The organism is Alphaproteobacteria bacterium (assembly GCA_015062495.1).
In the GTDB taxonomy this organism is placed as follows: Bacteria; Pseudomonadota; Alphaproteobacteria; order Rs-D84; family Rs-D84; genus Enterousia.
Genome location: SUUN01000001.1, coordinates 428950 through 454162 on the forward strand (window position 1 = coordinate 428950; position 25213 = coordinate 454162).

The 25213-nt window shown below is 43.8% G+C and carries 23 protein-coding genes and 2 tRNA genes; 15 read left to right on the forward strand and 10 right to left on the reverse strand.

What is annotated here, in order from left to right; translation table 11 throughout:
- Positions 1-443: 443 nt before the first annotated feature.
- From E7008_02190 to E7008_02200, 3 genes are all read left to right on the forward strand, one after another.
- Positions 444-788, forward strand: a complete 345-nt coding sequence (locus tag E7008_02190) for a hypothetical protein (protein MBE6456730.1) — start codon at positions 444-446, stop codon at positions 786-788.
- A 53-nt stretch (positions 789-841) separates the two neighbouring features.
- A complete protein-coding gene (locus E7008_02195; GenBank protein MBE6456731.1) occupies positions 842-1180 on the forward strand; it encodes a hypothetical protein in 339 nt (112 codons plus the stop codon).
- A gap of 178 nt (positions 1181-1358) precedes the next feature.
- Positions 1359-2543, forward strand: coding sequence for a hypothetical protein (locus tag E7008_02200; GenBank protein ID MBE6456732.1), 1185 nt, complete (start codon positions 1359-1361; stop codon positions 2541-2543).
- Positions 2544-2570: 27 nt separating this feature from the next.
- On the opposite strand, the gene E7008_02205 is transcribed toward E7008_02200, so the two are convergent.
- Positions 2571-3809 (reverse strand): DUF1015 domain-containing protein, encoded by a 1239-nt coding sequence (locus tag E7008_02205; protein ID MBE6456733.1) that lies wholly within the window; start codon positions 3807-3809, stop codon positions 2571-2573.
- 139 nt (positions 3810-3948) lie between these two features.
- On the reverse strand, positions 3949-5763 hold the full coding sequence (locus E7008_02210) for an ABC transporter ATP-binding protein (GenBank protein MBE6456734.1): 1815 nt from the start codon (positions 5761-5763) through the stop codon (positions 3949-3951).
- A gap of 137 nt (positions 5764-5900) precedes the next feature.
- Here E7008_02210 and E7008_02215 point away from each other — a divergent pair.
- The 5 genes from E7008_02215 (at position 5901) to E7008_02235 (ending at position 8604) form a co-directional block, all read left to right on the forward strand.
- A tRNA-Ala gene (locus E7008_02215) sits at positions 5901-5976 on the forward strand.
- A 79-nt stretch (positions 5977-6055) separates the two neighbouring features.
- On the forward strand, positions 6056-6262 hold the full coding sequence (rpsU, locus tag E7008_02220; GenBank protein MBE6456735.1) for a 30S ribosomal protein S21: 207 nt from the start codon (positions 6056-6058) through the stop codon (positions 6260-6262).
- A 110-nt stretch (positions 6263-6372) separates the two neighbouring features.
- Positions 6373-7086 (forward strand): ribonuclease PH, encoded by a 714-nt coding sequence (locus tag E7008_02225; protein ID MBE6456736.1) that lies wholly within the window; start codon positions 6373-6375, stop codon positions 7084-7086.
- A gap of 60 nt (positions 7087-7146) precedes the next feature.
- Positions 7147-7223: transfer RNA gene (locus tag E7008_02230), tRNA-Gly, on the forward strand.
- Between the two features lie 664 nt (positions 7224-7887).
- The gene (locus E7008_02235; GenBank protein ID MBE6456737.1) at positions 7888-8604 is read left to right on the forward strand and encodes a hypothetical protein; all 717 of its coding nucleotides are present in this window, start codon (positions 7888-7890) and stop codon (positions 8602-8604) included.
- 114 nt (positions 8605-8718) lie between these two features.
- On the opposite strand, the gene E7008_02240 is transcribed toward E7008_02235, so the two are convergent.
- Genes E7008_02240 through E7008_02250 form a run of 3 tightly spaced genes read right to left on the reverse strand, consistent with a single transcriptional unit; the run spans position 8719 to position 11693 of the window.
- Complete coding sequence (locus E7008_02240; GenBank protein MBE6456738.1) at positions 8719-9420, reverse strand: anaerobic ribonucleoside-triphosphate reductase activating protein; 702 nt, start codon at positions 9418-9420, stop codon at positions 8719-8721.
- A 5-nt stretch (positions 9421-9425) separates the two neighbouring features.
- Positions 9426-9608, reverse strand: a complete 183-nt coding sequence (locus E7008_02245; protein ID MBE6456739.1) for a hypothetical protein — start codon at positions 9606-9608, stop codon at positions 9426-9428.
- Positions 9609-9653: 45 nt separating this feature from the next.
- Positions 9654-11693: a ribonucleoside triphosphate reductase gene (locus E7008_02250; GenBank protein ID MBE6456740.1), complete on the reverse strand. Its 2040-nt coding sequence runs from the start codon at positions 11691-11693 to the stop codon at positions 9654-9656.
- A gap of 391 nt (positions 11694-12084) precedes the next feature.
- Here E7008_02250 and E7008_02255 point away from each other — a divergent pair, with 391 nt between their 5' ends.
- Positions 12085-13716 carry a hypothetical protein gene (locus E7008_02255; GenBank protein MBE6456741.1) on the forward strand — a complete coding sequence of 544 codons (1632 nt, stop codon included), beginning with the start codon at positions 12085-12087 and terminating at the stop codon, positions 13714-13716.
- A gap of 107 nt (positions 13717-13823) precedes the next feature.
- A complete protein-coding gene (locus tag E7008_02260) occupies positions 13824-14396 on the forward strand; it encodes a hypothetical protein (protein ID MBE6456742.1) in 573 nt (190 codons plus the stop codon).
- Between the two features lie 25 nt (positions 14397-14421).
- Here E7008_02260 and E7008_02265 read toward each other — a convergent pair whose 3' ends face one another.
- The 3 genes from E7008_02265 to E7008_02275 are packed head-to-tail and all read right to left on the reverse strand — an operon-like array spanning position 14422 to position 17662.
- Positions 14422-15858 (reverse strand): proline--tRNA ligase, encoded by a 1437-nt coding sequence (locus E7008_02265; GenBank protein MBE6456743.1) that lies wholly within the window; start codon positions 15856-15858, stop codon positions 14422-14424.
- A gap of 14 nt (positions 15859-15872) precedes the next feature.
- Complete coding sequence (locus E7008_02270) at positions 15873-16703, reverse strand: 1-acyl-sn-glycerol-3-phosphate acyltransferase (protein MBE6456744.1); 831 nt, start codon at positions 16701-16703, stop codon at positions 15873-15875.
- 2 nt (positions 16704-16705) lie between these two features.
- The gene (locus E7008_02275) at positions 16706-17662 is read right to left on the reverse strand and encodes a GNAT family N-acetyltransferase (protein ID MBE6456745.1); all 957 of its coding nucleotides are present in this window, start codon (positions 17660-17662) and stop codon (positions 16706-16708) included.
- Positions 17663-17967: 305 nt separating this feature from the next.
- Here E7008_02275 and E7008_02280 point away from each other — a divergent pair, with 305 nt between their 5' ends.
- The 5 genes from E7008_02280 to E7008_02300 are packed head-to-tail and all read left to right on the forward strand — an operon-like array spanning position 17968 to position 22586.
- Complete coding sequence (locus tag E7008_02280) at positions 17968-18879, forward strand: glycosyltransferase family 2 protein (GenBank protein MBE6456746.1); 912 nt, start codon at positions 17968-17970, stop codon at positions 18877-18879.
- A 5-nt stretch (positions 18880-18884) separates the two neighbouring features.
- Entirely contained in the window at positions 18885-20108 is a 1224-nt protein-coding gene (locus tag E7008_02285) for a glycosyltransferase (GenBank protein ID MBE6456747.1), read from the forward strand.
- Positions 20105-20986, forward strand: a complete 882-nt coding sequence (locus E7008_02290) for a glycosyltransferase family 2 protein (protein ID MBE6456748.1) — start codon at positions 20105-20107, stop codon at positions 20984-20986. Before E7008_02285 ends, E7008_02290 begins: the two co-directional genes overlap by 4 nt.
- Positions 20925-21782 (forward strand): DUF616 domain-containing protein, encoded by an 858-nt coding sequence (locus E7008_02295; protein ID MBE6456749.1) that lies wholly within the window; start codon positions 20925-20927, stop codon positions 21780-21782. The genes E7008_02290 and E7008_02295 overlap by 62 nt, the downstream gene beginning before the upstream one ends.
- Positions 21783-21791: 9 nt before the next feature.
- Positions 21792-22586, forward strand: coding sequence for a hypothetical protein (locus E7008_02300; GenBank protein MBE6456750.1), 795 nt, complete (start codon positions 21792-21794; stop codon positions 22584-22586).
- Here the strand turns inward: E7008_02300 and E7008_02305 are convergent.
- Together E7008_02305 and E7008_02310 are read right to left on the reverse strand one after the other, a co-directional pair.
- Positions 22583-23635, reverse strand: a complete 1053-nt coding sequence (locus tag E7008_02305; GenBank protein MBE6456751.1) for a lytic murein transglycosylase — start codon at positions 23633-23635, stop codon at positions 22583-22585. The two genes, E7008_02300 and E7008_02305, sit on opposite strands and share 4 nt — an antisense overlap.
- Before the next feature lie 12 nt (positions 23636-23647).
- Positions 23648-25171, reverse strand: a complete 1524-nt coding sequence (locus E7008_02310; protein MBE6456752.1) for a hypothetical protein — start codon at positions 25169-25171, stop codon at positions 23648-23650.
- Positions 25172-25213 lie beyond the last annotated feature (42 nt).

Sequence of the window (25213 nt, forward strand, 5' to 3'; positions counted from 1 at the left end):
ACAGGAAATATGAGATAGGAATACTTCGCTAAATAAAAGTTTATCGAAGTATTTTTTTTTACAATTTTTGTTCACAAAAATTGTCATCCCCGCGAAGGCGGGGATAGGGGTTAAGAAATTTTGAAAATGCTTAATTGGCGCATGTTGTGCGCGGTTTAGAGTCCCTATTCCTGCCTGCGCAGGAATGACAAAACACTTAACGTGTTTTGTAAACTAAACTTTTATTTAGCAAAGCAAAAATTTAAATGCGCATTTCAGTGCGCATTTTTTTATTAGATATCGATATATGTATCAAAAAAATCGATTCGCATACAAATCGCCAGATATAAAATCCGAATCTGTTTTCTGATTCGGATTTCAACCGGCGGTTGTAATATTTTACAGGAATCTTTTCTTAGATTATATATCTAATAATGAACATAAAAACCAAAGGAGAAAGAAAAATGACACAAACATTGGCAATTAGTATGGCCGAAAAATTCCAAAATGCAGAACAGATGTGGTTCTGGTTTTTGTATTCGCGTGGAATGCGGAATAACAACTTTATGCGGATGCGCGGAAATCCAACGCGACGTCCATGCGAAGTGTTGGATGTAGAAACACTGATTACCAAACTGTATTTGTGCGGCAAATTGACCGATGAACAATTGGGGGTCATGAAAAAATTTGGCGATAAGCGTCGCGCACCGAACCAACATATTTGGGCGGAAAATCGCGCAGCAAACCAATGGATGATGGCGATGAGTGTACTGACAGATGCCGCAAAACAGCGCGGCTGGATTGAATAAAATATTGCCCCCACAAATGGGGGCAGTAAATAAAATTAAAACAGGAAAAAATTATGTTAATTATTGCATTTTCAACAAAAACATCCAAGGTGTTGCCACGTATATTTTGTGGCGATTTAAAACATGTTGCGCCAATCGTTTGGCGGGGCGGCAAATTGACGCTGTATCAATTTGTGCGACGTGGGCAAATTGTAAAAATTCCAATATTGGCGCGTGATATAAAAATACTGACAACACATGGGTGGCGGTTTGTTTATTTGCCACATACACCGGCCCAAAACATAGATGAACATCATATTTATACGTGCGTACATTTAGCAAAACGCATGATTGGATTGTGCGATTTACGCATACAAACACCAGGTGCACTGTACAAGTATTTGAACAAATAAAAAAACGCGCAACTGCGCGGAATATATGCAGTGCGTCGATATTTCCATTGCCGAATCCAAACGGTGGTTTAGATTCAGCACATTTTCTGACCTAATTTTGGCGCAATTTCCCATAAAAGTCAATCCCATTTTATGCTGAATCTAAACCACCGTTTTCGGTCGGCAAAGGGGGAAAAAAATGAAAAAATTACTGATATTGATGGTGGCGATAATGCTGCCAAACATGGCGAATGCAGTAGAATCGGCGTGTGTCGCATATTGGGCCGAGGCAGTATGTAATTCTGGTTATACATATACCATGTATGGCAGTACGGAAAACTCGACCAGTGCAACAACCAGGTGCTTTAATGCATTTATACCTGCGGCGGGTGGCGGAACGTTCCAATCCGGACGTGCCAAGGTTGTTACCAATGTTGTCTGCGCCAGTGGCTATACAAAAAAATATGTTAACGTAACAAATAATATTTGTGACAATTACGATCAAAGCACGCCAATAGAATTGTCGTATTATGAATGTGCATGTTCAAATACAGTAACATGGGGCACTTGGGTCGCGTACGGCACCGGACTGGAACGCAAACAGGGAACTACCACCGATTGCACTACCGGTGCGACGACAACCGTGTACAGATATCGTTGCGCCGCTGGATATTATTCAGAATCTGGCGTTGCCGAGGTTGGCAAGTTTGGGGACATCACGTGTCTGCGATGTCCCGCAAATGCGGCGACATGTGCAGCGGGTTCAACCACATTTACATGCAATGCGGGATATTACAGATTTGGCGCAGACTGCATATCATGTGTAGCCACATGTGGCGTGGGCCACACCAGTGTTGCCGGCGCAACATCATATGCCCAATGCCGCGCCGAAGCGTCCGTCACCCTGGATGATGGATTGGGTACATTTGAATATACGACGGCATGCTGCTGTGATACAACATGTGATGAAAAATGCGAAAGTGGTAAATCATGCCTTTCGAATGCAGATTGCCTGGATGGGTTCTGCAGTGGTGGCTGTTGTGTCGCATTAAATCCATGTGGGATGTTCAGTCAATGCACACTCGACAGTGATTGTCCGGGCCTGCAGATATGCGACAACGGTTGTTGTGGGTTTGAAGGTACAATCCTAAATTGCGCAAGGGGAACTGAAAATTATTGCACATTTAACTCGGATTGTAGTGGCGGCGCTACCTGTAACCTAACGACCAATTGTTGTGAGGGTGGTAAAGAAAAGTGCGCCTTTAATGACGATAATTACTGTACACAGTTTAAATCTTGTAAAAATACGGGATTGACATGCAATCTAGAAACAAACTGTTGCGAGTTGGGCTCTCTGGATCCAGGAATAGGAGGAATCAAATAAAAAAATCCCCCAAACGGGGGATTTTTTTTAGGATAATTTGTGAATTACCAGACCACTGCGCAACTTTGGTTCAAACCAGGTTGTCTTGGGTGGCATGATATTGCCCGTGTCGGCGATATCAATAATCTGGCGCATGGTGACAGGATACAGCGCAAATGCCGCCGCCATTTCACCACTGTCTACGCGTTTTTGCAATTCGCCCAGGCCACGAATCCCGCCAACAAAATCAATGCGACGGGACGTGCGCAAATCACCCAAATTCAGTATTTTATCAAAGACTAAATTTGACAGCACCGTCACATCCAGCACACCAATTGGATCACTGTCATTATATGTGCCAGGACGCGCGGTCAGTGAATACCATTTGCCATTCAAATACATGCCAAAGTTATGCAGGGCGTTCGGTTTATAAATATCCGACCCCATATCCACAACATCAAAATTTTCAGATAGTTTTTCCAAAAATTCGTCCGGCGTTAAACCATTCAAGTCCCGAACCACGCGATTATAGTCGATAATCTTTAACTGGCTTTCTGGGAAAATCACGGCCAGAAAATAATTGTATTCTTCGTTGCCGGTGTGATTTGGATTTGCCGCACGTTTTTCCGCACCAACCAATGCCGCCGCCGCGGTGCGATGATGACCGTCTGCAACGTAAAGGGCCGGAATACCCGCAAAGATTTCAGTGATGCGTGCGTTTGTTGCGGCGTCACGAATTGCCCAGAACGTATGACCAAATCCGTCAGGTGCAATGAAATCATATTCGGGTTCTTGGGTGGTGACGATGTTTTCAACGATTTTGTTCATTTCGTCGACATCAGGGTACGCAAAGAACACAGGTTCAATGTTTGCATTCTGGATACGCACGTGAATCATGCGATCTTCTTCTTTGTCTTTGCGGGTCAATTCGTGCTTCTTGATTTTGCCAGTCATATAGTCGTCAACGTTGGCCGCAGCAACCAAGCCGTACTGGGTGCGACCGTCCATTGTCTGGGCATAGATGTAATACATTTCTGCGGAATCCTGGACCAGCCAACCACGCTGTTGCCACAGGTTAAAGTTTTCGACCGCTTTGTCATAGACGGGCCCTGAATGTTCGTCGGCAATCGGATCAAAATCAATTTCTGGTTTAATGATGTGCAGTAATGATTTTTCGGTGGCCTCGACCTTGGCCTCGGCCGAGTTTAAGACATCGTATGGACGCGATGCAACTTCGGCGGCGAATTCACGTGGCGGACGAACGCCCGCAAATGGTTTTATTTTCATTTCTTTCCCCCTGTTTTTCTAGCGTTGTTTTTCATCTAAAATAAACTTTTTGCCGTTGGCAAGTTTGCGGATTCGTTCAACACGCGGTAATAACGAACTGCGGTTGGACATGATAAACCCCAGCGCCACACCTAACGCTTTATTTTTTTGTTTTCTTGGATTCTGTTTTGAACTGAATATCACGCAGTTTTTTGTATTCGCCATTTTGCGCGCACAGTTCTGCGTCTGTTCCCATTTCGACAATCTGACCGCCCTTGATAACGCAAATGATATCTGCGTCCAAGATAGTGGACAGACGGTGCGCAATAACAAATGTCGTGCGCCCACGCATCAAATCGTTTAATGCCGCCTGGATTAATTTTTCGCTTTGTGTATCCAGCGCAGATGTCGCTTCGTCCAATAACAGGATTGGTGCGTCTTTTAATATTGCACGCGCAATTGCAATGCGCTGTTTCTGGCCACCGGACAACAAGCCGCCACCTTCGCCAACAGATGTTTTGTATCCATCTGGAAATTCGTTAATAAAACCATCGGCATTTGCCGCGATTGCCGCTGCGACAACTTCGTCATGTGTTGCGTCGGGACGGCCGTATTTAATGTTGTCTTCGATTGAACCGTTGAACAGGAATACGGACTGTGAAACCTCGGCAATATTTTCACGCAGGGATTTTAATGTGTACTTTTTTATATCGGTGCGATTAATTGTAATTTTACCGGTTTGCGGTTCATAGAAACGTTCCAACAAATTGAACATCGTTGTTTTACCACCACCAGATGGACCAACCAGGGCGCAAACCTTGCCCGCAGGGACATGTAAATCGATATCTGTCAAAACTGGTTCAGATGGATTATATGCAAATGAAACATTATGAAAACCGACCGATAAATTTTTCGCGGTTAATTCACGCGCATCGGGCGCATCAACAATGTCTGGTTTGCTGTCCAGGAAATTAAACAAAATTTCCGCCGCCAACAGACCATGCTGCAATGTGTCGCCGGTGCTGGTAATCGATTTTGCCGGTTTGTACGCTGCGGTCAATGCCAACAGGAACGCTGTAAAATCACCGGTTGAAATCGTGCCACTGGCAATAAAATGCCCGCCCATAATCATCGCAATGCACAGGCCAATTGAAATCATAAATTCCATCAATGGTGAACGCAGGGCGTTGGCCTGGGTGCTTTTGTACGAATTGCTCATAGAACTGTTTAAAACGTGCGCGAATTTCTTTTCTTCGCGTTCTTCGGCGGCGAACGCCTGGATTGTTTTGATGCCGTGTAATGTCTGGTTTAACTGTTGCGATACATTGTTGGCAATACCAAATGACTGACGCGATAACTTGCGACGTTTGCGCATAATAACAACCATAGGAATCATAATCGCCGGCGCAAGGAACATTAAAACAACACACATCTGGGGTGCGTAATAGAACATCAATGCCAACGTCATAATCAATGTCGCGACATTTTGAACAACCCGGATTACAGTTCCTGTTACCAGATTCAATACCGCGCCAGCCTGGACGCCAAAATAGTTTAAATTCTTGCCAATGCCGTCAGAATAAAAACGCGCCAGGTTCATGTGCGTCATGTGTTTATAGATTTTCTTTTGCAAATTCGCACTGGCCAGCAGGCCACCCTTGGCCATAATCAGGGCCTTGGCATAAGTGAATGCACCCTTGGCACCAAAGGCAACAATAACCTGAACCCCCAGCCAATAAATGGCGGCCAGGCTTTTTTCAATAAAGGCCTTGTCCACAACCTGTTGAACGATTGTGATGGTGTACGCTTCGGCAGCAGCGGCCAAAATGGTAAAAATAATACCCGCCGCCAACCATTTCCAATATGGACGTCCGATTTCACGCCACACGCGCCCATACAAGGACCATTTAATTCGACCGTTTGATTCATCGCCCTTAACAAAGGCAACAATTTTATTTTTAATTTTTTTCATCATAGCGTGCGTATTATAAAAAACAAAGTTCAACAAGTCTAGTCCAAAAGATTATGGGGCGATTTTTCATTTTTAGATTGACAAGGGGATTAAAAACGTATAAAATCCATTCGCTTTCATGATGAAAGTGGCAAAGTTTTGGGGTCATAGCTCAGTTGGTAGAGCACCTGCTTTGCAAGCAGGGGGTCGTCAGTTCGAGTCTGATTGGCTCCACCAAAACAAGTGAAAGGGGGATGTAAAATCCCCTTTTTAAGTAAAACAACAAAATAAAATGCGTCAAAGGGGGTGAATACATATGGTAAAAGTTCTGGTTCGCGACAATAACGTCGAACAGGCACTGCGCGTTGCAAAACGTAAATCGCAGAAAGAAGGTCTGTACCGCGAAATGAAAGAACGTCAGCGTTATGAAAAACCAACAACACGACGCAAGCGTTTGAAAGAAGAAGCCGTTCGCAACGAAAAGAAACGTCAATCAAAACAGCGTATGGTTTTCGGATTCTAAGAAAAACTAAGCCCCACAATTGTGGGGCTTTTTTTATTTAATTGCGTTGTGCGATTTGTGGTGTAATATAGATTCAAAACAAAAAAATAAACAAAAGGATTTATCATATGCTGCGTCCATCACTGCGAAAAAATAATCAATTGCGCCCTGTTTCTATGGAAACCGGTGTTAACAAATGGGCCGAAGGGTCGTGCCTGATTAAAATGGGTGGGACACATGTGCTGTGTACCGCGTCGGTAGATTTCGCACAACCAACATGGAAACGTATGCAAAACAAAACCGGCGGGTGGGTGACGGCCGAATATTCCATGTTGCCACGCGCAAACGGCACACGCAAATCACACGAAGCGATGACACGCGATAATCGCGCGGTGGAGATTTCACGCCTGATTGGGCGCAGTTTACGCAGCGTTGTCGATATGGAAAAATTAGGCAAGCATACAATCACAATCGACTGTGACGTTATCCAGGGCGACGGCGGAACACGTTGCGCCAGTATAACAGGCGGCTTTGTCGCGATGGCGTTGGCGGTGCGTTGGCTGATGGAACAAGGGCGAATATTCGAAAACCCGATTTCAAACAATGTAGCGGCGGTGTCGGCGGGGCTGTGGCATGGCGACTTGATTCTGGATTTGGATTACGAAGAAGACTGCGCGGCCGAAATGGATTCTAACTTTGTCATGTCCGACGATGGACGGTTTATTGAAATCCAGGCCACCGGTGAACAACATCCATTTACCGCCGAACAGTTAAACGAAATCATGCAAATGGCGGACGCAGGCTGTAAAAAATTAATAGATTTGCAAAATCAGGTACTGGAATAAAAAAAATTAAAAATAGTACTTGCATTTCTGAAAAAGATATGCCAATATATACGACGCAATGCGAGCGTAGCTCAGTTGGCTAGAGCGCAACCTTGCCAAGGTTGAGGTCGAGGGTTCGAGCCCCTTTGCTCGCACCAGAATTAAAAAGAACGTCCGAAAGGACGTTTTTTTTGATTCTGTAGCAAAGGGGCGAGTTGCGAGGCGAGGCAGATTAATAATCTGCCGAAGTACTTTGCTCGCACCAGAATTAAAAAGAACGTCCGAATGGGCGTTTTTTTTGATTCTGTAGCAAAGGGGCGAGTTGCGAGGCGAGGCAGATTAATAATCTGCCGAAGTACTTTGCGACGCACCAGAATTTGAAAAACCGTCCAAATGGGCGGTTTTTTGTTTGACCCGCAAAAGGGTGGTCAGTTACCCCGATAAACTTTTATTTATCCAAGCAAAAATATATTGCTAAAAATCGCTGGGTGCGGTATAATGCGTGGCGTAGAGTAAGAAAAACAATGCCGAATCCAAAGGGACGATTGTTTTCGACATTAATCCCCAAAATTTATTCCCAGATTTCCGCATAATTTATCCCCCATTTTATTGCCGAATCTAAACGTCGGTTTGGGTTTGGCAATGTGGTGTGGTTTTGCTCACGGGTGGACTAATGGCAGCCTAACACCATGGACACTGCAGATACATTTAAATACCGTATGTTATGGTAATCCCACTAGTGGTTTTAATTCCTCAGCGTGCAATGAAGCACTGGCGGCTGGCCCAAATACGTACAGCCAGACTTGTACAAATACCAACAGCATGGGCTATAATTATATTGGGTTGATATATTACAGTAATGCCTTTTATGTTGCTTGTTATTCAAGCAGTTATGCTGCGGCAAGCCAGAATATATGGAATTATTCAGCAACTGTGCCTGTACAGTTGGCGAATGTTAGTACGGGATCGTATAATAACGTAGCAACAATTACTAATTCTGGATACTACCAATGTATGCTTCAGATGTCTGCGTGTGCTGATGATGCCACATGGAATTCTGACGGAAATGGAGTTCAGTCCAAAAAAACCGGATACAGTTGTTCCACTACAAGCGGTACAACGCCGACCTGCACGGGCGGGACAACATCATATCGTTGTGCGTCGGGTTATTATGGCTATTCATCGTCGGGTGTGCCAACGTGCACATCGTGCGCCACAACCGGATTCAGTAATGCAACCAGCATTGCCGGTGATAATTCTGATATAACCAAATGCTATTTACCCGTTGCGTCATATATGGATACCGTTGGCACATTTGATATAACAGGAACATATTGTAATTATAGTCTCGATGGGTACGACCACATTGTCCCCCCGGCGTGCAGCGAAAGGGTGGCACAGGGATGTTCGTTGCCAACGGTCGGGCACGAATGTTATAGAGAGTACACCTTTGCCAGTTCTGGCGATCTGGTATGCATAGATTGCAGCGCGTTGGATAAAGATGGTATGAAGATGATAAACACCTGCTACAAAGATTAGCACACCAAAACGTTTTACGTTTTTGTCATCCCGGTGTTAAGCACCGGGATGACATACTTTTTTTGCAAAAAGTATGTTTATATAAACTTCGCTAAACTTTTATTTATATCTATATTATTCCCGCCAGATGACGGATGGGAACATGGAATTAATTTTATCGCGCAATTGTTGATTCGAAAAAAATACATCGCGCTGGGGTGCGGTTGTTTTATGTTCATCATCTTCGAAATGCGGGATGTATTTTTGAATTGCGATATTCTTGACCCCGCGCGATGACAATATGTTTGCAATTTCCAACAAATCATCGGTTGAAATAAAACGCGGATCACAAGTGATGCGGACTTCGAAATCTTTGCCGGTTGATTGCCAGACGTCCAGACTGCGCATCATATTATCATATGCGATATTTTGCCCTGTTAAATCGGGGTATTTTTCACGCGTCGCCTTGAAATCCAGGCCAATCCAGTCAACCACATCCGTGGCGCGCGCCAGGGTATCGGGATAAAACCCATTTGTATGCAGGCCAATTTTGAACCCCAATTCGCGAACACGACGCATGTATTCGATAACAACGTCGCCCTGCATTAATGCTTCGCCGCCGGAAAAGACGACGGCCTCTAATCGGCCAACGCGTGATTTCAACCATTCAAACACGCGCGTTGGGTCATATTCACCGTCGCCCGGGGATAATAAATGGGGGTTGGAACAATACGCACACCGCAACGGACAACCAACCAAGAACAAAACACACGAAAGTTTGCCTGGATAGTCGATTGTGGTGAACGAAACCAATCCCCCGATTTGTATTTCACGCATAATATTTAAGCCGCACGTTTTAATAAATCAGAATGACGGGCACCAGCAGACAAACTGTTCGCTTCGGTGAACGTTTTGCGTTCACAGAATTCAGAATATTTACCAATGTTAAAGTTTGACACAGGTCTGATAAAGCCCATTGAACGTGAAAAAACTTCGCATGGTGTTCTGTTACAATTTGTTGTCATATCGTTATCCTCCCTTTCTGATTTATGTTTATGACGTTATTTGTTTTATTGTTGTTCGACATTGTCTGTGTTGGCGGCGTTTTCCGCGTCACACTTTGGACAGAATTCGTGTTTGCCCGGCAGATATCCGTGCTTTGGACAGATTGAAAATGTTGGTGTCAATGTCATGTATGGCACTTTGTAATTTTCAAATATTGTGCGCACGATTTTCTGGGCTGCGTCACCCGACGACACAGGTTCGCCCATATACAGGTGCAACATTGTGCCGCCGGTATATTTGCGCTGTAATTCTTCTTGGTGTTCCAGGGCGACAAATGGGTCGTCTGTAAAGTTCACAGGCAGTTGTGTCGAATTTGTATAATATGGCGCGTCCGGCGTTCCCGCAGTAATGATATCTGGGAAATTTTTGACGTCTGTTTTCGCAAAGCGATATGAACAGCCTTCGGCCGGGGTCGCTTCTAAATTATACAGGTTGCCGGTTTGTTCCTGGAATGTGGCCAGGTTTTCACGAATGAAATCCATAACATCCAGAACCAATTTTTTGCCCATTGGGGTTGCAATATTTTCGCGATCGCCGGTAAAGTTGCGAACCATTTCGTTCGCGCCGTTCACGCCAATGGTTGAAAAGTGATGATTCCAATCGCCCAGGTAACGTTTTGTAAATGGGTACAGGCCACGTTCCATGTTCTTGGAAATAATCTGACGTTTGATTTCCAGCGCGTCGCGTCCCAAATCCAACAGACGTTTTAATTCTGTGAATAAACCTTCGCGGTTACCACGGTGGATATAGCCCAGGCGCGCCAGGTTTATTGTGATAACGCCGATTGAACCCGTCTTTTCCGCAGATCCAAACAGACCGCCACCGCGCTTTAACAATTCGCGAACGTCCAAACGCAGACGGCAACACATTGAACGAACATCGGTCGGATTCAGGTCAGAATTCAAGAAATTCTGGAAGTTTGGAATACCGTATTTCGCCGCCAAATCAAACAATGGTTTTACATTTGGATGTTCCCATGGAAAATCAGGCGTGATGTTATATGTTGGAATTGGGAATGTAAATGGACGGCCCAGGGCGTCACCTTCGGTCATAACCTCTAAGAACGCCTTGTTAATCAAATCCATTTCCGCCTGAAGTTCGCCGTATGTAAAGTCAGCCTGTTTGCGGCCAATAAATGGACGCTGGTTTTTCAGGTCATTTGGGCATGTCCAGTCAAACGTAAAATTGATAAATGGTGTCTGAGTCCCCCAACGGCACGGAACAGCGCAGTTAAATATCAATGTCTGCATTGCATTTTTCACATCCGCGTATGACAGATTATCGATTCTGACGTATGGTGCCAGATATGTGTCAACGGATGAAAACGCCTGGGCGCCGGCAAATTCGTTCTGCAGCGTCCCCAAGAAATTCACCATGTGTGAAATCGCAGTTGCCATGTGGCGCGCAGGTTCACATTGCAGGTATCCTGGGACGCCGTTAAATCCTTCGTACAATAATTCACGCAGTGACCAGCCCGCACAATACCCCGTTAACCATCCCAAGTCGTGTACATGAATGGCCGCAGTTTTGTGCGCATCAGCAACCGCCCGCGGATACAGGTTTAACCAATATTCCGCGGTTACGCGTTCGCTGGTACGCAAAATCAGGCCACCGATGGAATAGCCAACATTTGCATTTTCTTTGATTCGCCAGTTCGAACCACCAACATAGCCTTCGATAACTTCGACCGCATCAACCATTGATTCGCGGATTTCTGTGCGCTTTTGACGATAGATAATGTACGCTTCGGCGGTTTTATAGGCACGATTGTCCATTAATGTTTGGATGACGACATCCTGAATATTTTCAACCGTTGGTGTTTTGTCAGCAAATTTGTTATCCAGACGTTTTAATACATCCTGGGTTATTTTGACCACTTCTACGTCCGAAATTTCAGTTGTGACGGCGACCGCCTTTTTAATTGCATCGTAAATCTTTTTTGCGTCAAATGGTACGGTTTCACCGCTGCGCTTTTGTACCGCAACCAGGCGTGTTGTTAACGTTGGCGTAATCTGAATTGTAATTTCATTTTGTGTTTCTGACATTTTGATAACTCCCATTCTTGCACAAAACACAACATATAGTGGTTGTTTGTTCGATTTGATTACAATATATAGTTTTAATAAAAGACTATCAATACAGAAAAAGTGAAAAAAATTTTATTTTTCGCTTTACTTTTTAAAATGCGGATTTTCTGCATATTACAGCGCGAAATCAGAATCGGCGGTTTAATACGAAATGGGCTTTTGTATAAAGGATTTTTTATTTTCACCCTAAAATCGATTCGGATTTTATGCAAAAATTACCAAATATTGATAAAAAATACCGATTCTGTCACTATATATTGAATTTTTTGCCGGGTGATTTTTTGTCCCAACGGGGTAATATTAGGTTGTTTTTCCTGGATAAAATGGGTATATTGGTATTGTCGGTGTTATGGTGATTCCGACATGGTTAATAGAACATAAGGTCATTATTATGATGAAAAACATCTATGAAATGCTGCAAGATGTGTGTTCGCGGAACAAGGACGGTATTTTCCTGGTACGTCAGAATGAAACATATGCAGATTTGTTGAAAAAGGTAAAACAGCGTGCTGTTTTGTTGGCAAAACGATTTGGTATCAAAAAGGGGGATACGGTCGCAATCCTGTCGGGGAATACGCCGGATTTTCTGCGGTCGTATTTTGCGATTACGTCCCAGGGGGCGCGTGCATTGATGCTGGATACCGGGTTGAAGACAACGGAACACATCAATATGATGAAGCGCACAGACTGTAAATTGGTTTTGGCACAGCAGTCTATGTTTATAGATAATGCGCCATGCGAAATGTTTGATATTGAAAATATTGACGACACAGACGAAAACGAATTTGTAATGGCAGAAACCGAACGCAGTGATATTGCCCAGTTGTCGTTCACATCAGGTTCGACCGGCAACCCCAAGGTTGTAGGGTTGACGCATGAAAACCTGTTGGCATTGCACGAAGGGGCCCAGTTTTACAAGCCGGTTATTTTGCCGGGATATACGTTCTATGGATTCTTGCCATTGTATCATATATACGGTGTTGTAATTAATATCATTGTTCCTGTATCCTTGCAGGGTAAATTATTATTACAGCCGGTGTTAAAGCCCCAAGAATTTATCAAGGACTTTAAACAGTACAAGCCAGAAGTTATCCCAGCCGTACCACGTATTTGGGAAGTGTTCTATAAAAAGATTGTAGACAGCGCCAAGGACAAGCATGTTTGGACACTGATGCGCGTGATTGTTTCTATGCGCAAGATTTTGCGTGCGATTGGGTTGGGCGCGCTGGTGGACAAAGTGACAAAACCAGTTCACGATGCGTTTGGTGGCCATACCAAGGTTCTGGTGTCGGCGGGGGCAACATTAAAACCATCAATTCGCAAGTTCTATGAAAGCATGGGATTTGTGGTGGGCGATTGCTATGGTTTGACCGAAACATGTGGCCCTGCCAACTTTAACTTTGCATTCCGCAGACCGGATGGTTCAATGTACTATGCGGGGCCATTGTTGGGCAATGAAATTCAGATTCACAATCCAGATAAACACGGAATTGGCGAAATCTGGGTGCGCGGTAATATGGTTATGCCAGGGTATCTGGAAAACGATGCAGCAAATGCAGATGCGTTTGAAAACGGTTGGTTCAAGACCGGCGATATTGGATGCCTGGACAAATACGGTCGCCTGACGGTCAAGGGTCGCCAGAAACAGGTTATCGTTCTGGACAGCGGTAAAAATGTTTATCCAGATGAACTGGAAGACCTGTATATGCAAAACGATGAAATCCTGAATGCGGCGGTGTTCGAATATGTAATCAAGGACAAAACCGTGCCGTTCGCCGTATTCCAGGTAAAACCAGGAACGACGGTGGATCGCGTGGCGTTCTTGATAAAGAAGTCTAATATGCAGATTGCCCAGTACAAATGGGTCAAGCATTTTGCGATTACCGAAGATGAATTGCCATCGACATCGGCAAAAAAAGTCAAGCATTTCGCAGTTCGCGACATGTTAGACCACGGGGCGTTCACCCGCGCAGAACAGTAAAACTAACATAACTGTTATAACGGGGGCAGTTTAGTTGCCCCTGTTATTACATCTTGACAAATGTATTTTATGTACTATATTATTGTGTGTAAGTGAACGAGGGTAGAATGCCAAAGACAAAGAAAAAAGTTTCGATGAATGTTATTCACATCTTGAAATCTGTTATGGATTACAAGGTGCAGCCGTTGCGCAATGCTGTAACCGCGGGTAAGTATGCTGCAATGGAAGAACCGGTTGTTTGCGAATATATCGCATCGCTGCAAAATTTTATTAACAACAGCCGCTATGATCGCAGCGAAGCAATGGAAGCCGAACAGGAAATGGCCGACTATGAAATGCAGGCGTCTGGAATTCGTGCGAAAATCAATCGCGGAAATGCCGCGGCGGAACAGTTGGTGTACGCAGATAAATTTTATAAGTCATATGCGGATACGTGTCATCAGATTGAAATTGCGCCGCAATTACAAAAACTGGAATCAGAACGCGCCGCACTGGAAAGCCGTCTGGCATCGCTGGAACATAATATGGACGCATGCGAAATTAATATGACACCAAATCTGTATGGCGTGGATATTGCAGATCAATCACGTGCAGATTATGAACACTATTCCCAGGAATATGACAGAACGTACCAACAATTGCAAAACGTTTTAAGCCATATTAAATCATTACAAAAATAAAAATACGGGGCAAACGCCCCGTTTTTTAATACGATTTCGCAACAAATACGTATGTTGGGTCATTATCATCCAAACAACGACGGGTGATTTTATATTTTTCCATCAAACCATCAAATTGTTCGTTTGTGGTCATTTCGTATTTAATACGGAAAAATCCAATTTCACCGTTTGCCAATGCGGTATCCAGCGCATCTAAATCCGCAACATCATGTATCATTTCCGCGTTACGTTTTTCAACACGTGCAACCATGGTATCGTGGATATCGCGCATAATATCATTTACAGTCGCAACCAATTCATCAATTGCGATTGTACGCTTGGATTCACGTCCCAGGTCACGACGTGTAATTGTGACACAGCCAGATTCCATTTCACGCGCGCCAATTTCTACGCGCAATGGAACACCGCGCTTAATCCATTTCCACATTTTGTCGGGCGCGCGCATGTCAGACGTATCGACCAGGACACGCACACCCGCGCCACGCAATTTGTCCCCCAGGTTAGACGCAAATTCATTTAATGCGGCGGCGGTATCTTCGCGTGTGATTGGAATAATCACAACCTGATAGGGGGCAACCGCCGGTGGCAAAATCAGACCATCGTCGTCTGAATGCACCATGAACATAGACCCCATCATACGGGTTGTTGTGCCCCAACTGGTCGTCCAACCATGTTGTAATTTACCGTCTGTGCCCAAAAACTGAATCCCGAATGATTTTGAAAAATGCTGGCCCAGGTCGTGCGATGTGCCGGCCTGTAACGCCTTGCCATCTTGCATGATGTGTTCCAGGGTGTATGTGTGGTCTGCGCCGGCAAATCTTTCTTCGGGTGTTTTTTCGCCCATAATTGATGGAATCGCCAGAACATCACGCATATAGTCGCCATACATTTTGTGCATCTTGCGCGCGTCGGCGTTGGCCTCTTCGTGTGTGGCGAAAACATTATGCCCTTCTTGCCAGTTAAATTCAGATGTGCGCAAGAACATACGTGGGCGCATTTCCCAACGCATTACATTTACCCATTGATTCAATTTCAACGGCAGGTCACGATATGATTGTACCCAACGGGACATCGCTTCGCCAATAATCGTTTCAGATGTTGGACGAATAATGTATGGTTCGGTCAATTTAGAATCTGGGTCAGGCTGCAATGTACCATCAATCATTTTCAGACGATGATGGGTAACAACCGCACATTCTTTGGCAAAACCGGCGACGTGTTCGGCCTCTTTATTAAAAAAGTCAATTGGAATCAATAATGGAAAGTTTGCGTTCTGGACGCCATGTGATTTAATGCGGCGATCCATTTCATCGCGCATCAGTTCCCAAATTGCCCAACCGTATGGTTTAATTGTCATACAACCACGCACAGGGGCGTTTTCCGCCAAATCTGCGGCAACGATTAAATTCTGATACCATTCGCTGAAATTTTCTGCGCGGGTTGGTGTAATTGCTGTTTTCATTTCTTGTATCTCTTTTAATTATTATTTTTATCTTTTAATTCCATATATTTTTCCGACACGATTTTGTGCAGAACGTCGGCAATCTGCTTTCTGTCCATACCCGCCAGGGGCGGTGGTGGCAATAATGTGATTTCAACCATAAATCCACCCAGCATCATGATGTGAAAAACCTGGCCAAAGGCAGACCGTTCACGTTTACACCGTGGGCCCATATCCATTTTGGCATTATCAAAGTATGCAAAATGGTCGGCAAGCGTTTGTTCATCAATCGGACTGCCGTCTTTATAACGATAGTGCATCGCCATGGGCTGAACCGTGACATTTGAATTTTCAACAAAGTTGAACAGCGTGCTTTTGAACGGTTTTACATATGCGCCGTTTGTCGTGGTACCTTCGGGAAATAAAATCATTGGGTATTTTACAGTCTGGACTGTTTTTTGTACAACCGCCAGCGCATCGCGCGCGTGCGACGGACGACGGTCAACAAAGATTACGCCAAACTTTTTCGCAACCCAACCAACCAATGGCCAGTTTTCCATTTCTTTCTTGGCAATAAAACTGCCACGGAATGCAAACGGGAATGTCGCAATTTCAAACACAGATATATGATTGGACACGACCATCAGTGGGCGCGCATCGGATATTTTGCCGTGTACAACAATCTTAATCCCGCCCAGTTTTACCAAAACCCACATAAAGACCGGCATGTACTGAACCGCCCAGCGACGTGGCAGCAAGATTAAAATCGGCAACTGGATAACAACCATTACCCAGAACAGCACGAATTTTATCGCGGCCGTGGTTGTGTTGAAAATATTCTGTTTGCGTATTTTTGGTTTTGCCATTGTTATGCTAGCTCTTCTTTGTCACTGTCTTCGATATATTCGGCGTCGGCGGCATCTTCGCGTAACAAGAATTCAACAAATGCGCGTACAACCTTGAACGGGCCAACCACAGGCAAAGTAATTATTTTGCCGACCGTTTTCATGATATTATCGTGATCGTCATCAGGATTGCCCAGCGCATTTTCGCGACCCAAGAAATGCTTTTGATATGCTGCATCCATTTTGCGCGTTTCAATCATTACAAAAACATCGTATGAATTAAACGGCACGTCAACGAACACACCACGTCCGAATGTTGCCCCCAGGCGCAAGTACCCCTTGATCAAAGGTGTCATTTCAGATTTTGCGTCCGCCGCGTCAACAAATTCACGGGGCAATATATTCATGCGTGCCAACTTTGGATTTACACCGTCCGCAAAGTTTTCGGGTATTACCGTTGCACGCAAGCGCGATGGTGTTAAATGGTTATAGTACAGGTATGATATCGCCTGGGCACTGCGCGCCGGTTTTGTACCAACAAACGACGCAACACCAAATAATATGCCAATCTTGCGACGGACAATCATTTCACCCAATCCCGCCCACAACAGACGCATCACCAACGCATTTTCGCGGTATTCAGGTGCAACGCACGCACGCGACATTTCAGCGATATTGCCACGATATTTTTTTATTTTTGAAATATTATATTCGGATTCTGTGTAGAAGCCACCCATCTTTTCCGCAGCGTTGCGATCGATAATACGATATGTACCAACAACACGACCATTGTGAAAAACCGCCATGTATTCTGCGAAACGATCAAAGGCATCGTATTCTTCGCCCAGGGCACGTTGTTCTTCGGTGGCGGATGCGCCCTCTTCCAAACAGAAAACCTGGTAACGCAGTTGACGAACCTGTTTACGTTCTTCTTTGTTGCGGGTTAGACGCACCTCAAAATCACGGACTTTAATTGCCATAAATATATCCCTTGGTATAAATCTATGGGGAAAGAATACCAAACAAACGCCTAATATTCAATGTTTTTATTTATATTGATTTTTTTATGGACACAGACTATGATTGACACATCGCAGGGTGTTTCTGCGACGGGCGTGAGAACCCGGAACCGAGTGTCCACGAAAATGCGGACAAACTCCACCAATAGTGGTTGGAGTATGTCGAATATGTTGAATAAGGCATGCAATGCTCGGTATTGTTCTCAAGCTCCAACCACCAAGTTAACGCTTGGTGTTTTTTTGTTATCAACATCAGGAGTATATGAATGAGCCAAGCAGAATATTGTCCTAGTGCAGGGGCAAGAAAAAATGTATATGCTGAACCCCAAGGAAAGAAAGGATTTCACACCATGCCAACGGTTTCAGTATTAACGCCGGTCTATAACACAAATCATGAACATCTGCGCCAGTGTATTGAATCAATTTTAAATCAAACATATACAGATTTTGAATTTATTATCCTGAATGACAGTCCGGAAAATACAGAACTGGAAAAACTAATCCTGTCGTACAGGGACAAGCGTATTCGATATATAAAAAACGATACAAATATCGGCATATCCCAGTCGCGGAACAAATTGATTGAACTGGCGCGCGGAAAGTATATTGCAATATTCGATCATGATGATATTTCACATAAAACACGTCTGGAAAAACAGGTAAAATTTCTGGATGAAAATCCATATGTTGGCGTTGTGGGTGCGTGGGCACACTGGTTCGGGGCACAGGATTTTATACGAAAAAATCCAGAATATGATACAGATATAAAAATACGCCTGACCGACGTGTGCGCAATTATGCATACAACCGCAATGATCAGAAAATCTGTATTAATCGAAAACGATGTTCGATACGAAGAACAATACACCCCCGCCGAAGATTATCGACTGTGGGGACAATTGATGCAATATACTGACTTTCACAATATCCAGGAAGTATTGGTTGAATACAGGTGTGATAAAAACAATGCATCGCATCGAATGAAAACAAGACAGACAATCGTACATGAATCAATTAAAATTCAGATATGTAACAAATATCCAATGTATCGTTTGGCATTTGAACGGCAACTGCGACGGATTCGCGTGCGATTATTTGGAAAAATACCACTGATAAAAATCAAGAATAAATGGGCGTTGCTGTTTGACTGTATACCACTGGTTAAAATCAAGGATTGACGCGTATGAAAACGGTAATTAACGTGGTATGCTTTCTGATTCCAGTTGCGTCTGTGCGGCGCAGATTGCGTCACCACCTGCAACAGGGGTGGCGGGCGCATAAAAATAACCTGATGACGTTTACGGGGGGACTGACTGGGCGCGATATTATGTTGTGGGTTGACCATGCACTGGGTGGCGGGACCGAAGTTTATTCCAAACGACAATTTAAAATTTTATGCAAGAAATATGATGTGTTGCGATTGCAATACTTTCCAAAAACAGAACTGTATCATTTAACATTCGCATGCAATAAACACAGAATCTTTACAACACATAATATAGATGAAATAGCGGATTTTTTATGCGGAATTAATATCCGCCAAATCGTTGTAAATAATTTAGTCGCATATAAAAGCACAACAGATATGTTACAGGTTATCGCACGGATAAAACGTAACTGTATGGGTATGCCGCGGGTGTCGTTTCGCGGGCATGACTTTCAATCGATTTGCCCCAGTTTTAACCTGGTGAACTGCGATGGTAAATATTGCGATTTATCATATGTGGGCGGGTGTGAAAAATGCTGGGCACAGAAAAAATTAGCCGACAACCCAATATCACATAATGTTTTAAAATCGGGCGCAGGAACAATATGCGAATGGCGCAGACAATGGGGGCACTTTTTTACAAATACCGCAGATGAAATTATTTTGTTCGCAGAACCAATCGCAAAAATTTTTGTCCGCGCATATCCAGAAATTGACCAAAAAATTAAAATTATTCCGCATACCGTGCAAAATTATCGCGCTGCAAAAATTAAATTGCATGACGATATTAATATCATTGTCCTGGGGAACATTTCCACCCAAAAAGGCGCAGGCGTTATTTGTCAGATGGCGCAACATCTGCCCGACAATGTAAATATTATTGTTGTTGGTGAAATGAAAAACGCGCCCGACAATATTACTGTGCACGGTAAGTACAAGGCGAAAAAATTACCCCAGATAATGGAAAAATATAACGCTGATATTGTATTTATACCATCGATTTGGCCTGAAACATTTTCATACACCACGTCAGAGGCCATTTCAATGGGATTGCCCATCGCGTGCTTTGACATTGGTGCGCCGGCGGGACGCGTTGCAAAGTATAAACGCGGATTGGTTTTGACGGAAATAAATCCAGATAAAAATTTATTTCAAATTATAGACTTTGTAAAAAATTTACGACAGGAAAACAAAAAATGAAAACACCCAAGATATCTGTATTAACACCCATGTACAACACACGGCCAGACGACCTGCGTGCGATGATTGAAAGTATTTTAAATCAGACATATGGGGATTTTGAATTTCTGTTATTAAATGACAGTCCAGACAATCAAGAATTAAAGCAAATTGTCGATTCATATAAAGATGTACGAATAAAATATCTGGAAAATGATAAAAATATGGGAATTACAAAATCGCGAAACAAACTAATCGATTTGGCGCGTGGGGAATACATTGCAGTGGCGGATCACGATGATATATCGACCCCAAATAGATTTGAGTTAGAGGCTGGATTTTTAGACGCAAATCCCCATATTGGCGCGGTTGGCGGAAACGTCATAGAAATTCGCGACGGAATGGAACACGCAACACCAAAACGACCAATACATGACCATGATATTAAGTTATCACTGATTAATGAAAACTATGTATGTAATCCAGTACATTCAGGATGCATGATTCGAAAATCTGTGCTGATAAATTCGGGCGTGCGATATAACGAAAATTGGTCGCCATGCGAAGACAGAATGCTGTTCGTCGATTTAATACCACATACCTGTTTTCATAACTTGGATGATGTTGTTCTGAAATATGTTTGGACAGGCGATAATACAACACTGCGTCATTGGCAAAAAATGTACGACATACCACCAATTATTGTCGCAAACGCACGCGCAAAATATCCGGTGTATTACGATGAATGGAAATGGGCACACAGGCATAGTCCAGTACGGCAAACACGATGGATTAAACTGTTTGGATTTTTTCCGTTTATAAAAATTAAACACAAGCATGGACAAACAAAAATTTATCTGTTTGATTTTATTCAATTGGCACGGGTTAAACATGACTGAGATTAAAAAAGTAATTTATACATGTATTACCGGCGAATATGACGATGTGTGCGCACATGTATATGTTGACGACACATGGGACTATGTATTATTTACAGATAACAAATATTTGCTGACGATGGATAAATATATGCATTGGGAAATTCGGCCACTGCGTTATAAAAAACTGACAAACGTGAAAAACGCCCGTTGGCATAAAATAAATGCACATGTCCTGTTCCCAGATTACAACATCAGTTTATGGGTTGATGGTAATATTGTAATTATGATGCCAGACTTTTTTAAACGCCTAGATTCGTTTATTAATCGTGGCGATACGATATGTATTCCACCCCACCCCGAACGCAAATGTATTTATGACGAAGCCCAAAAGATAAAAGAACTGAAAATTGATAATAAAAATACGGTTAATCAAGAAATGCGACTGTTACGCTTTTTGGGATATCCGCAAAACAATGGGCTGAACGAAACATGCATAATATTGCGTCGACATAATGATGCGCAAATTAAACGCATGCAAAATAAATGGTGGCGAATGGTTCGTGATTATTCCAAACGCGACCAACTGTCATATAACTGGGCCGCGTGGCGATGTGGTATTCAGACTACGCCTTTGTTCGGCACGCCCGGCGAACACAGGCGGTGTGACGAACTGATGTTCGTGCACAAACGCAGTCATAATCAAAATCCGGCCACATATTTTGACACATGGGTTGGACCACGATGGTTTGTACGCGGGTTGGCGTGCATGATGGGGCGTAATAAAAAAGAATTTGTAAAAAAACATTCAAGATAAGGAAATAATATGCACAATAAATATGACATTGTTTATTCAATTGGGCACGATTGTGCGTGCAGCATGTATTTAAAAAAGCATCGACTGCGCGTGGTGTCGGGACCGCTGGATTGGCTGACCAGTGTGCCGGCGCATATGCGTTTTAACATGATTTTAAATGACTTTGATGGATTTATGGACATAAACGATTTCGAATTCGTTGAAAAAGACCCAAACATCGTCAATGATGACAAATGTGATTACTATAAAAACAAGCGCACGGGGCTGTATTTTTATCACGACTTTGCGACAGGTGTACCATTGGAAAAGTCATTCGGGGCGGTGGCCGAGAAATACAACCGACGGATAAGGCGTTTCTATGATAACATTCGCAACAAAGACCGTGTGATGCTGGTATGGTTTTCACATTATCACAATACAACAAATGAACAATGGGCGGATTTTGCAGGAAAATTCTGTGATAAAATGGGCAAAAATGTCGATTTTCTGATTATTCAGCATATGGAAAACCAGCGCACACCAATCCAGACAGTTATCGCACCAAATATTATGCGGTACGATATGCACACCATTGAAAAAGATGAACATGGCAACAACACAACCGTTGGGAATGAAAAAGTGTGCGACGCTGTGTTTTCACGATATGCGTTGCGCGTGCCACGTGAAAGGTGGGTCAAGTATGTGTGGAAATGCAGTCTGTTAAACGGGGTGTGTAGATTTGTGCCGTTTCACGATGCGCGACACGCATGGCGCAATAAATTAAGACGGGATATAGACGAACTGATATACAACCGATGCGATTAGTGTAATTGGTCGGCCAGTTCTGCAATCGCGATTGCGTACCAGTTCGAATTATTCCATTTCTTGATACGATAAAAATTAGGATATGTTAAATATGCATGAATTACGGGCATGGGCGCAACGTCTGTGTCCGGTGCGACGGTCGCCGTTGCCGCCGCAGAACGTGCAGATTCAATTGCCGCGACATCTGCAACCAGGCCCGCCGTCATATCGTTTTGCGGGATTGGTGTGCCGTCTGGATTCATAACGCCCAATGACGTCCATTGTGGCAGTGCCAGTTTTGTTTTGCCATCCAACAAAGATATATCGAAATCACCCGGTAATACGACGTGACGAACAATGCGTTCGTTTTTATTCCACCCCAGTTTGTTCAGGTAATTGCCCGCACTGAACATGGCATCCGATATATTATTGATTATATCAATACGGCCATCGCCATTGCCGTCTGCACCATATTGCGCCAGGGTGGTTGGAATAAACTGAAAATGCCCCATTGCGCCCGCCCAAGATCCGGATATAGAATTTATATCCAGTCTGTTTTTATCCGCGATTTTCATCAGCGCAATTAACTGGTTCGTAAAGAATGTTTCACGACGACCGTCATACATTAATGTAAAAAATGCATCTGTTAATTTATGACGCGATTTTACCGCACCATAATTCGATTCCATTCCCCAAAACGCCAACATGATGTGTGGTGGGATACCGTACCTAGCATCCACCCGCGATAGCAATGTCGGATAACGCCGACGCATCTTTTGACCGTCAGATACACGCGTTTGATTGACGGTGCGCGCCAGATAACCATCCAATGTCAATTTGAATTCAGACTGATTCGAATCACTGCGCACAATTGATGGGATAAAGGATGGATATTTTAGTGTGTCGTTGATGGTGCGTTCTGATATGTTTTCCGATACGGCGCGGGTGCGCACAGAATCCAGCATTTCATACCAACGGGTGGAATCAAACGGTCCACGGTCTGCGAGTGTGGCATTTGGCAAAAAAAGCACTGTGGCAATCAGCCATCCGGCGAATTTGTTCATAGGCATTCCCCCGTTTAATTAAAATGCGTATTTTACACCCAGATGGATTCCAAAGGACTGCCATGTGGCACGCTTTAATGAATCCGATACTTTTTCGGTGTGGGCCTCGACCGTGTCAAGGCGTGGAACTTGGTATGGATTACCATTTGAATCATAGTATGTATCCATAACATATTGGCCATTTTCATCAGTTACATAATAACTGTATTCAGCAACGTACAATTCGCCACCGATTTTACCAACATGGAATAAATTGGTGTCAACCTTTAACGATAATTTTACACGATCGGACAATTTATAATTATATTCCATTTCGGCGGTATATGAATATGCGCCATTGCTGCCTTCGTCCAGGAAACTGGGGTTTTGTTGCCAATCGGTACGGTTGGGCCATATACCTTCGGATGAATATTTGGGCAGACCAACCTGCATGTACAGGCGCAAGTGATCGCGCAATGTCATTTGCTTTTCAACTTCCAGCCCGACATAAAAACCAGACCAGGTTGTGTTGTAGATATGGGTTGTACCTTCGACCACAATAGGGCCATCACCACCAATAATTACACATTCACCCGATGTAACACCCCATGGAATTGTACCCATGTTGATGTTGTAATCCCCCGTCGTCAGGGAATCACCCAGGTATGGGAAACCGTTTACCGCACCGGTGGAATTGATTGGATTGGTGACTAATTTAATATCCTCGGGCGACATGCAGACCTGGTACCAATCGTCAGGTGGGGTTGCCCCAATTGGAACTGCAAAATATTCACCAATGTCATTACCAAATACATAAAAACCATCCTGGGTCATCAATGGCAGATAGACGCCGGGGTTCGGGTAATAATGATTGGACATTTCCAAGTTGTGCTTGAATATTTCATATCCAAAGGTTGGCGATAATTTCCACCCACCAATATCCCAGATATGATGCGCGGATATACCAAACCGGAAATAGTTACTGCGCCCGGACTGATCCCCCATGGAAATTGTAAATATTCCGTATTCAGGGTATCGCGCTTCGAACGGTTTCAGGTCATAGTCCATCGACAAACCACCGTGCGACATATCACCGTATGCGTATTCCCCATAAACAGACAAGTCAAAATCGCGCAGGCTGAAATTATGACGTGCGCCAACACGGATTTCGTTCCAAATCATATCATCCCATTCCAAAATGGAATTTACACCCGTTTCAAATTCAAAGTCCGCAAAACGACGCGAATAACCCGCATAAATCGACGTTGCAGGTTCGGTTTCGGTTGGCATTGCGATGCCGTTTGTTGTCATTGTGCCGGAAAATGTCGGCACGGGCGCGGGACGCGGAACCTGGTACGAATATGTACGTGACCCGACAACCTGTTTATTGCCGGATTTACCAACATATTTGGTGTAGCCCTGGTCCGCATAGCGACCATATGACATCTGATTTGCGGTCGGCGCAGTTTGGGACTGATAGTACGAGGGAACACCCTCGTTCGCGGCAAACGCAACGAATGGCGCAAAAATCAGCGATAAAAATGATACCTTCCCTGCCTTCATATAAATATCGTTGTGTGTATTATAACACAAAATTGTGGCGCA

Coding starts and splice junctions, on each gene's coding strand:
- E7008_02295 (MBE6456749.1), top strand. CDS start 20,925: ATGGACAAACAAAAATTTATCTGTTTGATTTTATTCAATTGGCACGGG.
- E7008_02260 (MBE6456742.1), top strand. CDS start 13,824: ATGCCAAAGACAAAGAAAAAAGTTTCGATGAATGTTATTCACATCTTG.
- E7008_02265 (MBE6456743.1), bottom strand. CDS start 15,858: ATGAAAACAGCAATTACACCAACCCGCGCAGAAAATTTCAGCGAATGG.
- E7008_02300 (MBE6456750.1), top strand. CDS start 21,792: ATGCACAATAAATATGACATTGTTTATTCAATTGGGCACGATTGTGCG.
- E7008_02200 (MBE6456732.1), top strand. CDS start 1,359: ATGAAAAAATTACTGATATTGATGGTGGCGATAATGCTGCCAAACATG.
- E7008_02250 (MBE6456740.1), bottom strand. CDS start 11,693: ATGTCAGAAACACAAAATGAAATTACAATTCAGATTACGCCAACGTTA.
- E7008_02285 (MBE6456747.1), top strand. CDS start 18,885: ATGAAAACGGTAATTAACGTGGTATGCTTTCTGATTCCAGTTGCGTCT.
- E7008_02255 (MBE6456741.1), top strand. CDS start 12,085: ATGGTGATTCCGACATGGTTAATAGAACATAAGGTCATTATTATGATG.
- E7008_02195 (MBE6456731.1), top strand. CDS start 842: ATGTTAATTATTGCATTTTCAACAAAAACATCCAAGGTGTTGCCACGT.
- E7008_02205 (MBE6456733.1), bottom strand. CDS start 3,809: ATGAAAATAAAACCATTTGCGGGCGTTCGTCCGCCACGTGAATTCGCC.
- E7008_02245 (MBE6456739.1), bottom strand. CDS start 9,608: ATGACAACAAATTGTAACAGAACACCATGCGAAGTTTTTTCACGTTCA.
- E7008_02280 (MBE6456746.1), top strand. CDS start 17,968: ATGAGCCAAGCAGAATATTGTCCTAGTGCAGGGGCAAGAAAAAATGTA.
- E7008_02290 (MBE6456748.1), top strand. CDS start 20,105: ATGAAAACACCCAAGATATCTGTATTAACACCCATGTACAACACACGG.
- E7008_02235 (MBE6456737.1), top strand. CDS start 7,888: ATGGGCTATAATTATATTGGGTTGATATATTACAGTAATGCCTTTTAT.
- E7008_02275 (MBE6456745.1), bottom strand. CDS start 17,662: ATGGCAATTAAAGTCCGTGATTTTGAGGTGCGTCTAACCCGCAACAAA.
- E7008_02190 (MBE6456730.1), top strand. CDS start 444: ATGACACAAACATTGGCAATTAGTATGGCCGAAAAATTCCAAAATGCA.
- E7008_02210 (MBE6456734.1), bottom strand. CDS start 5,763: ATGATGAAAAAAATTAAAAATAAAATTGTTGCCTTTGTTAAGGGCGAT.
- rpsU (MBE6456735.1), top strand. CDS start 6,056: ATGGTAAAAGTTCTGGTTCGCGACAATAACGTCGAACAGGCACTGCGC.
- E7008_02310 (MBE6456752.1), bottom strand. CDS start 25,171: ATGAAGGCAGGGAAGGTATCATTTTTATCGCTGATTTTTGCGCCATTC.
- E7008_02270 (MBE6456744.1), bottom strand. CDS start 16,703: ATGGCAAAACCAAAAATACGCAAACAGAATATTTTCAACACAACCACG.
- E7008_02305 (MBE6456751.1), bottom strand. CDS start 23,635: ATGCCTATGAACAAATTCGCCGGATGGCTGATTGCCACAGTGCTTTTT.
- E7008_02240 (MBE6456738.1), bottom strand. CDS start 9,420: ATGCGTGAAATACAAATCGGGGGATTGGTTTCGTTCACCACAATCGAC.